Annotated in this window: 10 protein-coding genes; 7 read left to right on the forward strand and 3 right to left on the reverse strand. The window is 70.7% G+C overall.

Going from position 1 to position 15,707, the window contains the following annotated elements:
• Positions 1-108: 108 nt before the first annotated feature.
• A complete protein-coding gene (locus ACH4G3_RS00250) occupies positions 109-1,596 on the forward strand; it encodes a M1 family metallopeptidase (protein ID WP_397622326.1) in 1,488 nt (495 codons plus the stop codon).
• Positions 1,597-1,753: 157 nt separating this feature from the next.
• Positions 1,754-3,247, forward strand: coding sequence for a GTPase HflX (gene hflX, locus ACH4G3_RS00255; protein ID WP_020274556.1), 1,494 nt, complete (start codon positions 1,754-1,756; stop codon positions 3,245-3,247).
• Positions 3,248-3,327: 80 nt separating this feature from the next.
• Here hflX and ACH4G3_RS00260 read toward each other — a convergent pair whose 3' ends face one another.
• Together ACH4G3_RS00260 and ACH4G3_RS00265 are read right to left on the reverse strand one after the other, a co-directional pair.
• Complete coding sequence (locus ACH4G3_RS00260) at positions 3,328-4,530, reverse strand: trypsin-like serine peptidase (RefSeq protein ID WP_397622327.1); 1,203 nt, start codon at positions 4,528-4,530, stop codon at positions 3,328-3,330.
• Positions 4,531-4,791: 261 nt separating this feature from the next.
• Complete coding sequence (locus ACH4G3_RS00265) at positions 4,792-6,015, reverse strand: trypsin-like serine peptidase (RefSeq protein WP_397622328.1); 1,224 nt, start codon at positions 6,013-6,015, stop codon at positions 4,792-4,794.
• Positions 6,016-6,355: 340 nt separating this feature from the next.
• On the opposite strand from ACH4G3_RS00265, the gene ACH4G3_RS00270 reads away from it, so the two are divergent.
• The 4 genes from ACH4G3_RS00270 to ACH4G3_RS00285 all read left to right on the forward strand — a co-directional run bounded on the left by ACH4G3_RS00270 (position 6,356) and on the right by ACH4G3_RS00285 (position 13,417).
• Positions 6,356-7,765 carry a diaminobutyrate--2-oxoglutarate transaminase family protein gene (locus ACH4G3_RS00270; protein ID WP_397623341.1) on the forward strand — a complete coding sequence of 470 codons (1,410 nt, stop codon included), beginning with the start codon at positions 6,356-6,358 and terminating at the stop codon, positions 7,763-7,765.
• Between the two features lie 332 nt (positions 7,766-8,097).
• Positions 8,098-10,044, forward strand: coding sequence for an IucA/IucC family protein (locus ACH4G3_RS00275; RefSeq protein WP_397623342.1), 1,947 nt, complete (start codon positions 8,098-8,100; stop codon positions 10,042-10,044).
• A gap of 81 nt (positions 10,045-10,125) precedes the next feature.
• Positions 10,126-11,040, forward strand: a complete 915-nt coding sequence (locus tag ACH4G3_RS00280) for a GNAT family N-acetyltransferase (protein WP_397622329.1) — start codon at positions 10,126-10,128, stop codon at positions 11,038-11,040.
• A 400-nt stretch (positions 11,041-11,440) separates the two neighbouring features.
• A complete protein-coding gene (locus ACH4G3_RS00285) occupies positions 11,441-13,417 on the forward strand; it encodes an ATP-dependent DNA helicase (RefSeq protein WP_397622330.1) in 1,977 nt (658 codons plus the stop codon).
• Positions 13,418-13,635: 218 nt separating this feature from the next.
• Here the strand turns inward: ACH4G3_RS00285 and lexA are convergent, their stop codons facing one another.
• Entirely contained in the window at positions 13,636-14,415 is a 780-nt protein-coding gene (lexA, locus tag ACH4G3_RS00290) for a transcriptional repressor LexA (protein WP_020274563.1), read from the reverse strand.
• A gap of 621 nt (positions 14,416-15,036) precedes the next feature.
• On the opposite strand from lexA, the gene nrdR reads away from it, so the two are divergent.
• Positions 15,037-15,597 (forward strand): transcriptional regulator NrdR, encoded by a 561-nt coding sequence (gene nrdR, locus ACH4G3_RS00295; RefSeq protein ID WP_397622331.1) that lies wholly within the window; start codon positions 15,037-15,039, stop codon positions 15,595-15,597.
• Positions 15,598-15,707: the final 110 nt, after the last annotated feature.

The raw sequence follows: 15,707 nt of genomic DNA on the forward strand, positions 1-15,707 counted from the left end.
CGGTCATCTGACGCGGGGCGGCACCCGGCGCAGGCCCCGGTCCCCGGTTCGGGTGGGCCGGACGCGCGTCGCCCGCGTCGCGCACGCGCGCGCTGATAGCCGTGACGCATGCGCCTCACCCCTCACACCCGTACCCGTGCCTGTCGCCGGCGGACGTCCGCGGCGCTGCTCGCCTCGGCCGTCTCCGTCTGCCTCGTCGCCGCGAGCGCCCCGGCCGTCCCGCTCGGCGTCGGCGACCGCCTCTTCCCCTACCTGGGCAACCCCGGCTACGACGTCGCGTCGTACGACCTCTCCTTCACCTATCACGGCAGCAACAGCGAGCCGCTGCGGGCCGTGACCACCATCGACGCCTGGACCACCGCCGACCTGGACCGCGTCAACCTGGACTTCGCCCACGGCACGGTCCACGCGGTCGAGATCGACGGCGAGCCCGCCACCTTCAGCACCGCCGGCGAGGACCTGGTGATCACGCCCGAGGACTCCGTGCCGGACGGCAACTGGATGCGGATCACCCTGTGGCACACCAGTAACCCCGCGTCGGCCAAGGGCCGCGACGGCGGCTGGGTGCGCACCGCGGACGGCCTTGCCATGGCCAACCAGGCCGACGCCGCGCACCTGGTGTTCCCGTGCAACGACCACCCCTCCGACAAGGCGATGTTCACCATCCGGGTCACCGCACCCGACGGTCACACGGCCGTCGCCAACGGCCTGCCCGCCGGGGTGGACAGGTCCGGCGGCGCGACCACCTGGACGTACCGCAGTCACCACCCCATGGCCACCGAGCTCGCCCAGGTCTCCATCGGCCGCTCCACCGTGCTGCACCGCACCGGCCCGCACGGGCTGCCCGTACGGGACGTCGTCCCGACCAGGCACCGCAAGGCGCTCGAACCCTGGCTGGAGAAGACCCCGGAGCAGATCGCCTGGCTGGAGAGCAAGGTCGGCCGCTACCCCTTCGAGACGTACGGCCTCCTCGTGGCCGACGCCTCGACGGGCTTCGAACTGGAGACCCAGACGCTCTCCCTCTTCGAGCGGGAGCTGTTCGCCGAGTCCGTCCGCCCCGCCTGGTACGTCGAGTCGATCATGATCCACGAGCTGGCCCACCAGTGGTTCGGCAACAGCGTCGGCCCCCGGACCTGGTCCGACCTGTGGCTGAGCGAGGGACACGCCACCTGGTACGAGGCGCTGTACGCCGAGGAACAGGCCGGCAAGCCGATGCGGGACCGTATGAAGGCCGCGTACGGCGCCTCCGACAGCTGGCGCGCCTCCGGCGGACCACCCGCCGCACCGAAGGTTCCCGAGCCCGGCAGCAAGACCAGCATCTTCCGGCCCAACGTCTACGGCGGCGCCGCGCTCGTCCTGTACGCCCTGCGCCAGGAGATCGGCCGCCCGGCCTTCGAACGCCTGGAACGCGCCTGGGCCGGGCGGTACCGGGACGACACCGTCACGACGGAGGACTTCGTCCGGCTCGCCGCCGAGATCTCCGGGCGCGACCTGGACGGCTTCTTCCAGGCCTGGCTGTACGGGGAGAAGACCCCGCCGATGCCGGGGCACCCGGACTGGAAGCCGGCCGCGCCCGCGCGAGCGGCCGCTCGATAACACGGTGACGAGACGCCCCGTGCCGTGCGACTATCTTCAGGTCGGCGCGGCACGGAGCGCCGGGAATCTCCCGGAGTGCTCGCGCGTTGTGACCGGTGACGGAAAGCTCGCAGGGCCCCGTCGCCGTAAACGGTTTCCCAGCTACGTTAAGGATCCAATGACCTCCTCTTCTTCCCCTTCCCAGGACACCAAGCGCTTCGCGCACAGCCACCCCGAGGGTCTTCGGGCCGATGCCCTGATGGAAGAGGACGTCGCCTGGAGCCACGAGATCGACGGAGAGCGGGACGGCGACCAGTTCGACCGCTCCGATCGCGCGGCCCTGCGCCGTGTGGTGGGCCTCTCCACCGAGCTCGAGGACGTCACCGAGGTCGAGTACCGACAGCTCCGTCTGGAGCGGGTCGTGCTCGTCGGCGTCTGGACCACGGGAACCGTGCAGGACGCGGACAACTCCCTCGCGGAGCTCGCCGCCCTCGCGGAAACGGCCGGTGCGCTGGTGCTCGACGGTGTGATCCAGCGCCGCGACAAGCCCGACGCGGCCACCTACATCGGCTCCGGCAAGGCCGAGGAGCTGCGTGACATCGTCCTCGAATCGGGCGCGGACACCGTCATCTGCGACGGTGAGCTCAGCCCGGGCCAGCTGATCCACCTCGAGGACGTCGTCAAGGTCAAGGTCATCGACCGGACCGCCCTGATCCTGGACATCTTCGCCCAGCACGCCAAGTCCCGAGAGGGCAAGGCGCAGGTCGCGCTCGCGCAGATGCAGTACATGCTGCCGAGGCTGCGCGGCTGGGGTCAGTCGCTGTCCCGGCAGATGGGCGGCGGCAAGGGCGGCGGCCTCGCCACCCGTGGTCCCGGTGAGACCAAGATCGAGACGGACCGGCGGCGGATCCGCGAGAAGATGGCGAAGATGCGCCGGGAGATCGCGGACATGAAGACCGGCCGCGAGATCAAGCGCCAGGAGCGCAAGCGCCACAAGGTGCCCTCGGTCGCCATCGCGGGCTACACCAACGCCGGCAAGTCCTCGCTGCTCAACCGCCTCACGGGCGCGGGCGTGCTGGTCGAGAACGCCCTGTTCGCGACCCTCGACCCGACCGTGCGCCGGGCCGAGACCCCGAGCGGCCGGCTGTACACGCTGGCCGACACGGTCGGGTTCGTCCGCCATCTGCCCCACCACCTGGTCGAGGCGTTCCGCTCCACGATGGAGGAGGTCGGTGAGTCCGACCTGATCCTGCACGTGGTGGACGGTTCGCACCCGAACCCGGAGGAGCAGCTGGCCGCCGTGCGCGAGGTGATCAGGGACGTCGGAGCCACCGATGTGCCCGAGATCGTCGTGATCAACAAGGCGGACGCGGCCGACCCGCTGACGCTCCAGCGGCTGCTGCGCGTCGAGAAGCGGTCCATGGCCGTCTCGGCCCGCACCGGCCAGGGCATCGATCAGCTGCTCGCGCTCATCGACAACGAGCTGCCGCGCCCCTCGGTCGAGATCGAGGCGCTCGTGCCCTACACGCACGGCAAGCTGGTCGCCCGTGCCCACGACGAGGGCGAAATCCTCTCCAAGGAGCACACTCCCGAGGGCACCCTGCTCAAGGTGCGGGTGCACGAGGAACTGGCGGCGGAGCTCGCGCCGTACGTCCCGGCGCCGGCGCTCTGACGGCTCAGGGCCTGATGTAAGGCCTGATGCGAGAAGGCCCGCCCCCTGTCCGCAGGGAGCGGGCCTTCAGCATGCCCCGGTCAGCGACCGCCGTACGTCTTGCTCATGTTCTGGTAGAGCGCCTCGGCGTCGCGGCCCAGTTGGGGGCCGGCCAGCCAGGTGTTGTCGGCCGGGCCGATCGAGGTGTTGGAGACCAGCACGGACTTGCCGTTCAGCACCCGGAACCAGCCGCCGCCCGACGAACCGCCGGTCATGGTGCAGCCGATGCGGTACATCGTCGGCAGGCTCGGGCTGAGCGAGAACCGGCCCGGGACGTCGACGCACTTGAACATCTTCAGCCCGTTGTAGGGCGGCGCCGCCGGGTAGCCCCAGGCGCCCATCTTGGCGGCCTCGGCCGTGGATGGCGCGGAGAAGTCGACGTCCAGGGCCGCACCGACGGTCTCCTCCAGGGACTTGGCACCCTGCTCGGGCTTCACGTGCAGCACGGCATAGTCGTACGCCGCCCCGTCACCGCCCGTCTCCGAACCGCCCTGGATCCACTGGTTCGAGGTCGAGGCCCAGTCCGCCCACCAGTTGCCGTACGGGGCGACCTCCGTCGGGTTCGCGTTGCTCAGCTCCGCCTCGGACTTGCCGAGGTCGTTGTAGGCCGGGACGAACACGAGGTTGCGGTACCAGCCGCCGTTGCCGCCGGCGTGCACGCAGTGGCCCGCCGTCCACACCAGGTTGGACTTGCCCGGGTGGTTGACGTCCTTGATCACCGTGCCGGAGCAGACAGCCGGGCCGTCGGGGGAGTCGAAGAAGACCTTGCCGACCGGGGCGGCGTTCCGGTGGTACGGCGTCTTCTCGGCCTGCGCCCGGACCGGCGCCGGATCCGGGTCGCTGACGCCCTGGCCGGCCGACGCGTCCTTCGTCGTGACCGTCTTGTCGGCCTCCTTGGCGGACTGCATCCGCTCCGGCTTCCAGAGGCCCTCGATCACCGGGTTGACGAAGTCCTTGGCCTGACTGAGCCACTTGTCCTTGTCCCAGTCCTTCCAGCCGCCGTCCTTCCACCGGTCGACGTCGATCCCGTGCTCCTTGAGCTTGCCGGCGAGGTCGGCCGGGATCTTGACCTTGCCGCCGCCGTCCGCGGCCTGCGAGGTGGTGGCGTCGGGCTTGTCGCTCGCCGAGTCCGCCGAACCCTCACAGGCGGTCACGGTGAACGCCAGGGCTGCGACGAGCCCGGTGGCGGCGAGAACGGTGCGCCGCCCGCGCCTCGGTGCCGCGGGCGTACGTGTGGAACGCATGGTGCGATGACCCCCGTTGGTGCGTGACAGTGTGGTGCTGCGTGTGCATGTCATTGGTGTGAGCGCCGGTGCCCCAGGCGCGAAACCCCACTATGCCCGTGGAGTTGAGGGTGTACCGGGGTGGGGTGGTGAAGGTTTCCGTGAGTCCACGGGCCGGTGCGCCGGCGCGTTTGCCGGTACACCGGTGCGTTGCCGGTGCACCGGGTGGGCTGCCGGTGCGACCGGCGTGCCACCCCACCGCCGACTGTGATCAGCAGGCCGTCAGCGGCCCGCGAACTTCTCGCTGACCGAGTCGTAGACACCCTTGGCCGCCTCGCCCAGGCGCGGGCCGGCCAGCCAGCCCGACGTCACCGGGCCGATCGACGTGTTGGACACCAGCGCCGGCTTGCCGTCCGAGCCCGTGGCGATCCAGCCGCCGCCCGACGAACCGCCGGTCATCGTGCAGCCGATGCGGTACATCGTCGGATCCGACGCGGTGACCGACAGCCGACCCGGCTGGTCCTGGCACCGGTACAGCTTCTGCCCGTCGTACGGCGACGCGGCCGGGTAGCCGATCGCCGTGACGTTCTTCACCTGCGGTACGGCGGGAGCCTTGAAGTCGACCGGCAGCGCCGAACCGACCGTCTCCTCCAGCGACTTGCCGCCGCTGCCCTTCTCCGGCGTCACATGGATGACGGCGAAGTCGTAGGGCGCGCCGTCCCCGCCCGTCGAGCCGCCCTGCTCGATCCACTGGTCCGAGGTCTGCGCCCAGTCTCCCCACCAGACGCCATAGGGAGCGACGTCCTCCCTCGTGGCGTTCTCCAGCTCCGCGACCGGCTTGCCGTCGTCGTTGTACGACGGCACGAACGCGATGTTGCGGTACCAGCCGCCCTTCTTGCCCGCGTGCACGCAGTGTCCCGCCGTCCACACGAGGTTGGACTTGCCCGGGTGGGCCGGGTCTTTCACCACCGTCGCCGAGCAGACGGCCGAGCCCTTGGGGGAGTCGAAGAACACCTTTCCGGCCGTGGGCGCGTTGGCGTGGTACGACGGCGGCACCGCCTGGGCCTCGACCGGCTCGGGCGTGGGATCGGTCACGCCCTGGTCACCGGAGAGGTCGCGGTCGTCGACACCCTGGTCGGGCTCCTCCGCGTCCCGCATGCGGTCCGGGTCCCAGAGCCCCTCGATGATCGGGTTGATGTACTCGTTGGCCTCGCGCAGCCAGTCGTCCCGGTCCCAGTTCTTCCAGGCGCCGTTCTTCCACTTGTCGATGTCGATCCCGTGCTCGCGGAGCCGGTCCTTGATGTCGTCCGGGATCCTCAGCTTGCCGTCGTCGGGGGAGCCGGCCGACGCGGAGGGCTCACCGCCCGCCGCGGCGTCGCCCGACTCGCAGGCGGTGGCGGTCAGCGCGAGGGCCGAGGCGAGGGCGACGGCGGCCAGCACGGGGGAGTTCCTGCGGCGCGCCCTCCCCCCTCGGCTCGCGATGGACGACGGACGTATGGATCGCATGATGTGACTCCCCCTGGTGTGTACGAACATGGACGAACCGGTGCTCAGGCCCTGGTTTCCGCCGACTCATGGGGAGTTCAGGCCGAGTTCACGGCGTCCGGGAACGGCACCACACACTATGCGGTGGCTGTGGGGGCGGCCCGACGGAACCGCAACAGTTCCGTCACGGAAAAGATCTTGAGGCAACCCGTAACCCGGTGAGCGGACCGCGGTTGGTAGCGGTGCGGGGCCTGCTGTCTGTGTGCGGGTCCTCTGTGCCCGTGCCCAGTGGGAGGTCAGGGAAGTCGTGGCGGAATCCACCCATGGGGGATGTGCGTCCGAGGAGGCCGCTGTGGGGCGTATGCCGGTGAGGGCCCTCCCCGGTGCTGTCGACGGCACGACCCCGGGGGCGCGCGCCGGGCACGAAGGGATTTTGCGCCGCCAGTCCGCGCGCGAGTCCGCGGCCCGCACCTACGCCCGCGCCCTGCCGATCGTGCCGGTGCGGGCCCGGGGGCTGACCATCGAGGGCGCGGACGGCCGCCGCTACCTGGACTGCCTCTCCGGCGCCGGCGCGCTCGCCCTCGGGCACAACCACCCGGTCGTCCTGGAAGCCATCCGCAAGGTTCTCGACTCCGGCGCGCCCCTGAACGCCCTCGACCTTGCCACCCCCGTCAGGGACGCCTTCATCACCGAGCTGTTCCGCACCCTGCCCCCAGGGCTCGCCGGCCGGGCCCGCGTGCGGTTCTGCGGACCAGCCGGCAGCGACGCCGTGCAGAGCGCCTGTGAGCTGGTGCGCGTGGCGACCGGCCGGACCGGCCTCATCGCGTTCACCGGCGCCTCCCACGGAAGGACGGCCGGGGCTTTCGACGCGTCCGACGGCGCCCACGACCCAAGGGTCACCCGTCTGCCCTACCCGCAGGACTACCGCTGCCCCTTCGGCGTCGGGGGCGAGCGCGGGGCCGACCTCGCCGCCCGCTGGACCGAGTCCGTCCTCGACGACTGCGGGCCGGGCGCTTCGCTCCCCGCCGGGATGATCGTCGAACCCATCCAGGCCGAGGGCGGGGTGATCTCCGCACCGGACGCCTGGCTCAGGCGCATGCGGCAGCTCACGGCCGACCGGTCCATCCCCTTGATCGCCGACGAGATCCAGACGGGCGTCGGGCGGACCGGCGCCTTCTGGGCCGTGGAGCACAGCGGAGTGACCCCCGACGTGATGGTCCTCTCCAAGGCCATCGGAGGCAGCCTCCCGCTGGCCGTCGTGGTGCACCGCGACGACCTCGACGTCCCTGAACGCGGCGCCGCCACCGGCACCTTCCGCGGCAACCAACTCGCCATGGCCGCCGGCACGGCCACTCTCACCCACGTCCGGGAAAACCACCTCGCCGAACGCGCGGCGACTCTCGGGGCGCGCATGCTGAGTCAACTCCAAGGACTGGTCGGGGAGTTTCCGTGTGTGGGGGATGTGCGGGGGCGGGGACTGATGGTCGGGGTGGAGTTCGTGGACCCGGAGGGCGAGACCGAGAGGGCTGGGCAGGCGGCTGGAGCTGCGGTGAAGCCTCTTCCCGCCGCCCCCGAACTGGCGGCCGCGGTCCAGCGGGAGTGCCTGCGGCGAGGCCTCATCGTCGGACTCGGCGGCCGACACGCCGGCGTCGTCCGGCTGCTGCCGCCGCTGACGATCACCGACGAACAGGCGGCCGCCGTACAGGACCGCCTGGCCGACGCCGTCCGGGCGGCGGTTCGATGTGCTGGAGGCGCGGCAGCAGCGCCGTAGACGCCGTGAGCCGCAATGCCATGCGGGCTCATGCCGTGAGCCTCAATGCCGTGGGAGCTCATGCCGTGACCCTCCAACCACGCCCGGAACCACCCAACGAGGTACCTGTCTTGAACGCCATCCCCAAGCCCGACGACCACGCCACGACGCTGGGACGAGGCTCTGCTGATGTCCGGGCGTTGGGGGTGTCGGTGGACTCGGTGGACGCGGTGGACTCGGTGGATTCGGTGAGTCCGACGGTCTCTGTGAACCCGCCGAACCCGGCGAACCCGGCGGTCCCGTTTCAGAGGCCTGGGGCGGGGCAGTTCGCCGAGGCGCAGGACGGTGATGAGGTGCCGGGTGGCGAGCTGAGGGTCGGCGGGGTCGTCGCCGACCCCTTGGAGCACCCCGAGCCGCACATCGCCGCCCAGGCAGCAGCCGTGGAGACGCTGTTGCGCTGCTGGGTGCGCGAGACCGGCCAGCCCGCCCCCGCCGACGGCGTCCTCCGCATCCCCCTACCCGCCAGCGCCACGGCCCTGCTCGTCCCCGTCCGCTACTGGTCCCCGACGGGCTGGCACCGCTTCGGCCTCCCGCGCCTGGCCGACGCTCCCGACCACGCCCCACCGGCCGATGCCATCACGGTCGCCGCCCTGCTCTCCAGGGAGACCTCCGCAGACGGCTACGGCTACGGCTACGGCTACGGCTACGGATTCGGATACGGCTATGGCCCCGGCCACGGTAACGGCGGCCGCGGCGTCGACGGCGTCGAACTCGCCGCGGGTGTCGCCGACTCCGTCCGCCGCGTCACCTCCTTCCTCTCCTTCCCCAGGGACCGCCGTGACCTCTCGGACGACGGCCCCGACCTCTTCCTGGCCGCGGAACAGTCACTCGTCCTCGGACACCCGCTGCATCCGACCCCGAAGAGCCGCGAGGGTCTCTCCGAGGCGGAAGCACGGCTGTACTCGCCCGAGTTGCGCGGCTCCTTCCCCCTGCACTGGATGGCTGTCGACCCTTCCGTCCTCGCCACCGACTCCGCCTGGACCGAACGCGGCCGCCCTGTCGCCGCGGCTCGACTCACCGCACGCCTGGCCGGGACCGACATGCCTGTGCCGGACGGGTACGCCCTACTGCCCCTTCACCCCTGGCAGGCACGCGAGATCCGGCACCGCCCGCAGACCGCTGCCCTGCTCGACAGCGGACTGCTCCGCGACCTCGGCGCCCACGGCACTCCCTGGCACCCCACCTCCTCCGTACGAACCGTCTACCAAACCGGTGCCCCCGCGATGCTCAAGCTGTCGCTGGGCCTGCGTATCACCAACTCCCGTCGCGAGAACCTCCGTAAGGAACTCCACCGCGGCGTCGAGGTCCACCGCCTGCTCCGCAGCGGACTCGCGCAGCAGTGGCGGGCCGTGCATCCGTGCTTCGACATCGTCCGCGACCCGGCCTGGATCGCTGTCGATGGAACCGATGGAACCAAGGAACCCAGTAAGTCCGGGAGTTCCGATGGCGCCGGAGGTTCCGACGGCGCCCCGTTGCCCGGACTGGACGTGGTGATCCGGCACAACCCGTTCAGTCCATCGGACGATGTCTCCTGCGTCGCCGGATTCGTCTCGCCGCGCCCGTGCTCTCCTGCCCGGCCGGGAACCGCTCCCGACCGTCCGGATATCCATGGCCCTGTTCTTCGGTCCCGGCTGGCCGAAGTCGTCTTGCGTCTCGCCCGCAGGACCGGCCGGCCCCGCGGAGCCGTCGCGGCCGAGTGGTTCCTGCGCTACCTCGAGCACGTCGTGCGTCCCGTTCTCTGGCTGGACGGTGAGGCCGGCATCGCCCTGGAGGCTCACCAGCAGAACACCCTGCTCCTGCTGGACGCCGACGGATGGCCCGCGGGCGGCCGCTACCGTGACAACCAGGGCTATTACTTCCGGGAGTCCCGGCGCGCGGACCTCGACGCCCGGCTGCCCGGCATCGGGGAGCGGAGCGACACGTTCGTCTGCGACGAGGTCACCGACGAGCGCTTGGCTTACTACCTGGCGGTCAACAACGTCCTCGGCCTCATCGGCGCGTTCGGCTCCCAGGGGCTGGCCGACGAGCGGCTGCTGCTCGCCGCCTTCCGCCGTTTCCTCGGCACCGTCGCCGCCGGTCCAGCCCGGTCGCGCTCCACGCTGCCGAGCCGGCTGCTCGATTCACCAGTGCTGCGCTCCAAGGCCAACTTGCTGACCCGGCTCCACGGCCTCGACGAACTCGTCGGCCCGGTCGACACCCAGTCCGTCTACGTCACCATCGCCAACCCCCTGCACTCCTGACCTCCTGACGGTCCTTGAACACAACCGACCTCGTTCATTCCTGAGGACACGCCGCACCCCCTTTCCTGAGAGGAGCGTTTGGTGCCTTCCGCTGATCCGGCAGCCGATGCCGGTACCGCTGTCCCCGCCACGGCCGACGTCAACGCCGGTGCCGGCTCCGACGCCCGCTTCGAGGCAGGTTCCGATGCCGACTCCAGCACGGGAGCCGACGCGGACCCCGCTGCGGATTCCGGTGCGAGCGGCCCCGGCGAAGACACCATGGACCTACGGCTCCCGGACGAACTCCTCGCCTTCACCGCGGACGAGGTGTCCGACAGTCCCGGAGCACGGCGCCCGGACCAGGGCACGGCACAGCCCTCCGTATCCACCGCCGCGAGCCGTGAGGCCTCCGGCCTCTCGGTCCTCTCAGCTCTTCCGACCGAGGACGATCTCCTCGACCGCGTTGCCGACTGGGGCCCGACCGACACACCCGCGGGCGTCTTCCACCTCGTCCCCGTGCGCCTCGAACGCGATCTTCCGCTCATCAGCCGCTGGATGAACGACCCCGCCGCTGCGGCCTTCTGGGAGCTGTCCGGGCCCCAGGACGTGACCGAGAACCACGTGATGTCCCAGCTGACCGGCGACGGACGAAGCGTGCCGTGCGTCGGCGTGCTGGACGGAAGACCGATGAGCTACTGGGAGATCTACCGGGCGGACCTGGATGCGCTGGCCCGCCGCTACCCGGCCCGGCCTCACGACACGGGGCTCCACCTCCTGGTCGGCGCCGTCGCCGACCGAGGGCGTGGTCTCGGCGGTCTGCTGCTCCGAGCCGTGGCCGATCTCGTACTCGCGCAGCGTCCCTCCTGCGCACGCGTCATCGCGGAACCCGACATTCGCAACATCCCCTCCATCGCCGCCTTCCTGACTGCCGGTTTCCGGTTCTCCGCCGAGGTCGACCTGCCCGACAAGCGAGCCGCCCTCATGGTCCGAGACCGGTCCCTTCGGCACTTGTTGTAGCGCTGTGTCACCGCGTCATCACTCATTGAACGTGGTGCGTGCCGCCGCAGTTCCCACCCCCACCACAACAATTTCTCGAGCCGCTCGCCGGCCTTCCTTCGCGGTTACAACGGACGCGGCCACAGCGGACGGCCTGGGCCCGATCCATGCCGCCCCTCACAGTTCCCGCCACCCGGCCCCGCCCAGGGCTCGGCCCGCCGACAGCTCGGCCCGCCCCCAGCTCGTGACGCCCCGCCCCCGGCCCTTCCCGAACCGGTCATGTTCCCCGCAGGACCGCCCCACCCCCGTCCCGTCCGCCCATCCGAGCCACCGCCACCGAGGAGTCCAAGGTCTTGATCCCGTCCCCCGTCCCTGCCTTGATCACCCGTTTGTCAGTGCTGGGTCGTAGGGTGGTCGCGCTATGACGAAGCCCTCACTCCCCGAACTCCTGCATGCTGCCGTCACTGCCGTCGGCGGTACGGAGCGCCCCGGTCAGGTGGCCATGGCCGAAGCCGTCGCAGAGGCGATCGACGACGGCTCCCACCTGCTGGTCCAGGCCGGCACCGGCACCGGCAAGTCGCTGGGCTACCTGGTGCCCGCGCTCGCGCACGGGGAGCGTGTGGTCGTCGCGACCGCCACCCTGGCTCTTCAGCGCCAGCTGGTCGAGCGCGACCTGCCGAGAACGGTCGAGTCGCTGCACCCCTTGCTGCGCCGCCGCCCGGAGTTCGCGATGCTCAAGGGCCGGTCGAACTACCTGTGCCTGCACCGTCTGCACGAGGGAGTCCCGCAGGACGAGGAAGAGGGCCTCTTCGACCAGTTCGAGGCGGCCGCGCCCACCAGCAAGCTGGGCCAGGACCTGCTGCGGGTGCGCGACTGGGCCGACGAGACCGAGACCGGCGACCGCGACAACCTCACACCCGGCATCTCGGACCGGGCCTGGGCGCAGGTGTCGGTGTCGTCGAGGGAGTGCCTCGGGGCCTCGAAGTGCGCGTACGGCGCGGAGTGCTTCGCCGAGATGGCCCGCGAGCGCGCCAAGCTCGCCGAGGTCATCGTCACCAACCACGCACTGCTCGCGATCGACGCCATCGAGGGCGCCCCGGTCCTTCCGCAGCACGAGGTGCTGATCGTCGACGAGGCCCATGAGCTGGTCTCGCGCGTCACCGGTGTCGCCACCGGAGAGCTCACCCCCGGCCAGGTCAACCGTGCGGTGCGCCGGGCCGCGAAACTCGTCAACGAGAAGGCGGCGGACCAGCTGCAGACCGCTGCCGAGGGTTTCGAACGGCTGATGGAGCTCGCGCTGCCGGGCCGCCTGGAGGAGATCCCCGAGGATCTCGGCTACGCCCTGATGGCACTGCGCGATGCGTGCCGCACCGTCATCTCCGCCATCGGCACCACCCGCGACAAGTCCGTCCAGGACGAGGACGCGGTCCGCAAGCAGGCGCTGGCCTCCGTGGAGAACGTGCACGACGTGGCGGAGCGGATCACCAACGGCTCCGAGTGGGACGTGGTCTGGTACGAGCGCCACGACCGCTTCGGTGCCTCCCTGCGGGTCGCCCCCATGTCCGTCTCGGGGCTGCTGCGGGAAAAGCTCTTCGCGGACCGCTCCGTGGTTCTGACATCCGCGACGCTGAAGCTGGGCGGGGACTTCAATGGCGTGGGTGCCTCCCTCGGGCTCGCCCCGGAGGGCACCGAAGGTGACGACCTCCCGCAGTGGAAGGGCATCGACGTCGGCTCGCCCTTCGACTACCGCAAGCAGGGCATCCTGTACGTCGCGAAGCACCTGGCGCGTCCCGCGCGGGACGGCGACCGCGGGGACATGCTCGACGAGCTCACGGAGCTCATCCAGGCGGCGGGCGGCCGCACCCTGGGCCTGTTCTCCTCCATGCGGGGCGCCCAGCTGGCCGCCGAGGAACTGCGTTCCCGGATCCCGGAGTTCCCGATCCTCCTCCAGGGGGAGGAGACGCTCGGCGAGCTCATCAAGAACTTCGCGGCCGACCCGAAGACCTGTCTGTTCGGCACTCTGTCGCTGTGGCAGGGCGTGGACGTCCCCGGACCCAGCTGTCAGCTGGTCGTCATGGACAAGATCCCGTTCCCGCGCCCGGACGACCCCCTGATGAGCGCCCGCCAGAAGGCCGTGGAGGACGCGGGTGGCAACGGCTTCATGGCCGTCGCCGCCACCCACGCCGCGCTCCTCATGGCCCAGGGAGCCGGTCGTCTCGTACGGGCGTCGGGGGACCGCGGTGTGGTCGCCGTGCTGGATCAGCGTCTGGCGACGGCCCGTTACGGGAGCTACCTGAAGGCGTCACTGCCCGACTTCTGGTACACGACGGACCGTAACCAGGTGCGGAAGTCGCTGGCGGCGATCGACGCGGTGGCGAAGCAGGCGGAAGCCGATTGAGCCCGGGGCCGGTCTGCGGCGACGAAGCCGTGGGCCGGCCCCCCGCCAGGAGTACTGGGCCCCCGCACCAGGAGTACTGCGCCCCGACGCCGCGTATCGGAACCCCCGGAAGCCGTCTACCGGGGCCGGGACAGCGCAGGGCCCCGGAACCGGCGCAGGGGTTCCGGGGCCCGGTCAGAGGGTGGGCCGACTGGGCCCACCCGACGCGGTGCGCGGTCTCAGACGCGGCGCAGTACGGCCACCACCTTGCCGAGGATGGTGGCGTCGTCGCCGGGGATCGGCTCGTAGGCCGCGTTGTGCGGCAGGAGCCAGACGTGGCCGTCCTCGCGCTTGAAGCGCTTGACGGTGGCTTCTCCGTCCAGCATCGCGGCCACGATGTCGCCGTTCTCGGCGACCGGCTGGCGGCGGACCGTGACCCAGTCGCCGTCGCAGATGGCGGCCTCGATCATCGAGTCACCGACGACCTTCAGGACGAAGAGCTCACCGTCGCCGACGAGCTGGCGGGGGAGGGGGAAGACGTCCTCGACGGACTCCTCGGCGAGGATCGGGCCACCGGCGGCGATGCGGCCGACCAGCGGGACGTACGACGCGGCCGGCTTGCCCGCGGTGTCCGTGGGCTGCACGGAGGCGGCCTGGTCGGAACCGCGCACCTCGTACGCGCGCGGACGGTGCGGGTCGCGGCGCAGGAAGCCCTTGCGCTCCAGTGCCATCAGCTGGTGTGCGACGGAGGACGTGCTGGACAGGCCCACGGCCTGGCCGATCTCGCGCATCGACGGCGGGTAGCCGCGCCGCTGCACGGAGTCCCTGATGACCTCGATCACGCGGCGCTGGCGGTCGGTGAGTCCGGAACTGTCCGCCCGGATGCCGGGAGGTCGTCCCGGCAGGGAGCGCTTGTGCCCCTCAGGGTTCGTGGCTTCGGTCATCGCGTGCACCGGCTCCAGTCGGCCCTGGGAGCGGTCCTGGGCAGTGATGGCGGCACTGTCTGCGGTGGTGGTCACGTCGGCCCCTCTCGATGGTCTCCCTGCTGGACAACGGTAGTTGCTTTCGAAAGGTTGCGCCAAACACACGTTCGAGTGAAAAATCGCGAATCGGCTGACGCGATCATGTGTCCGGGTGTATTGGCTACCGCTCCACCTGGCGGGCAAAAGCGCCCATTGCTGTACTCTTCACCGCCGGGGCGATCACCTCGGGGCTGTTGCCTCAGTCTGCCATCCGGCATTCTCCTGCCCTGGGACCAGCCCCCATCTGTGCGGGAGTCCCACGTCCCCTCCTCGCCGCGCCCACGGTATCTCCGCATGTGTCGCAGCGATACGGCTGAGCGTGTACGGATGCGGCCGGTGAGGTCGACCCGGGCGTGTTGGGTGGTGCCGTCGAGGACGTACGAGGTCGGCGCGGCCGGCCGGTCGCGTGTCACCTGCGTCTATGCAATGCGACGCGCGCGTACGGCGTGCATGTATGAGCCAATCCCCACATCTAGTGGTTGGATTGCAGCAGCAGCCCACAAGTTGTGGTCCCCCGGGTCTTCGTGCCCATGGTCATCGCCTATGCTTGGGGCTGCTTCGTGGGGCGAAAGAAGCCCAGCGACGCTTATGAGTCTGCTGTGAGGAGGGTTGGAGTTCATGCACTGCCCCTTCTGCAGGCACCCCGACAGCCGTGTCGTCGACAGCCGTACGACCGACGACGGCACGTCCATCCGCAGGCGCCGCCAGTGCCCGGACTGCTCCCGTCGTTTCACGACCGTGGAGACGTGCTCGCTCATGGTGGTCAAGCGGTCCGGAGTCACCGAACCCTTCAGCCGCACCAAGATCATCAATGGTGTGCGCAAGGCGTGTCAGGGACGGCCCGTCACCGAGGACGCGCTCGCCCAGCTCGGCCAGCGGGTCGAGGAGGCGGTGCGGGCCACCGGAAGCGCCGAGCTGACCACCCACGACGTGGGACTGGCCATACTCGGCCCGTTGCAGGAGCTCGACCTCGTCGCATATCTGCGATTCGCCTCCGTCTACCGGGCGTTCGACTCGCTCGAGGACTTCGAGGCGGCCATCGAGGAGCTCAGGGACGAGACGGGACGCCCCGGCGCGGACGACGGAGACCGCGAGGACGCGGGGGCGGGGAGTCAGGAAGACGACCGCGGGCCCGGAGGGACGGGACACGTCCCCGAGCCCGCAGGCGCCGCCGACTGACCGGCGGGCCGGACCCGGACGGCAGCTCCGGGCCCGGCCGGACGGCGGCGATGTGAAGACCTGTTGCGGGCGAGGTGAGTGGGTGCCCGCAACACCAGACAGAACACCGT

It is taken from the genome of Streptomyces afghaniensis, assembly GCF_044327915.1.
Classification (GTDB): Bacteria; Actinomycetota; Actinomycetes; order Streptomycetales; family Streptomycetaceae; genus Streptomyces; species Streptomyces afghaniensis.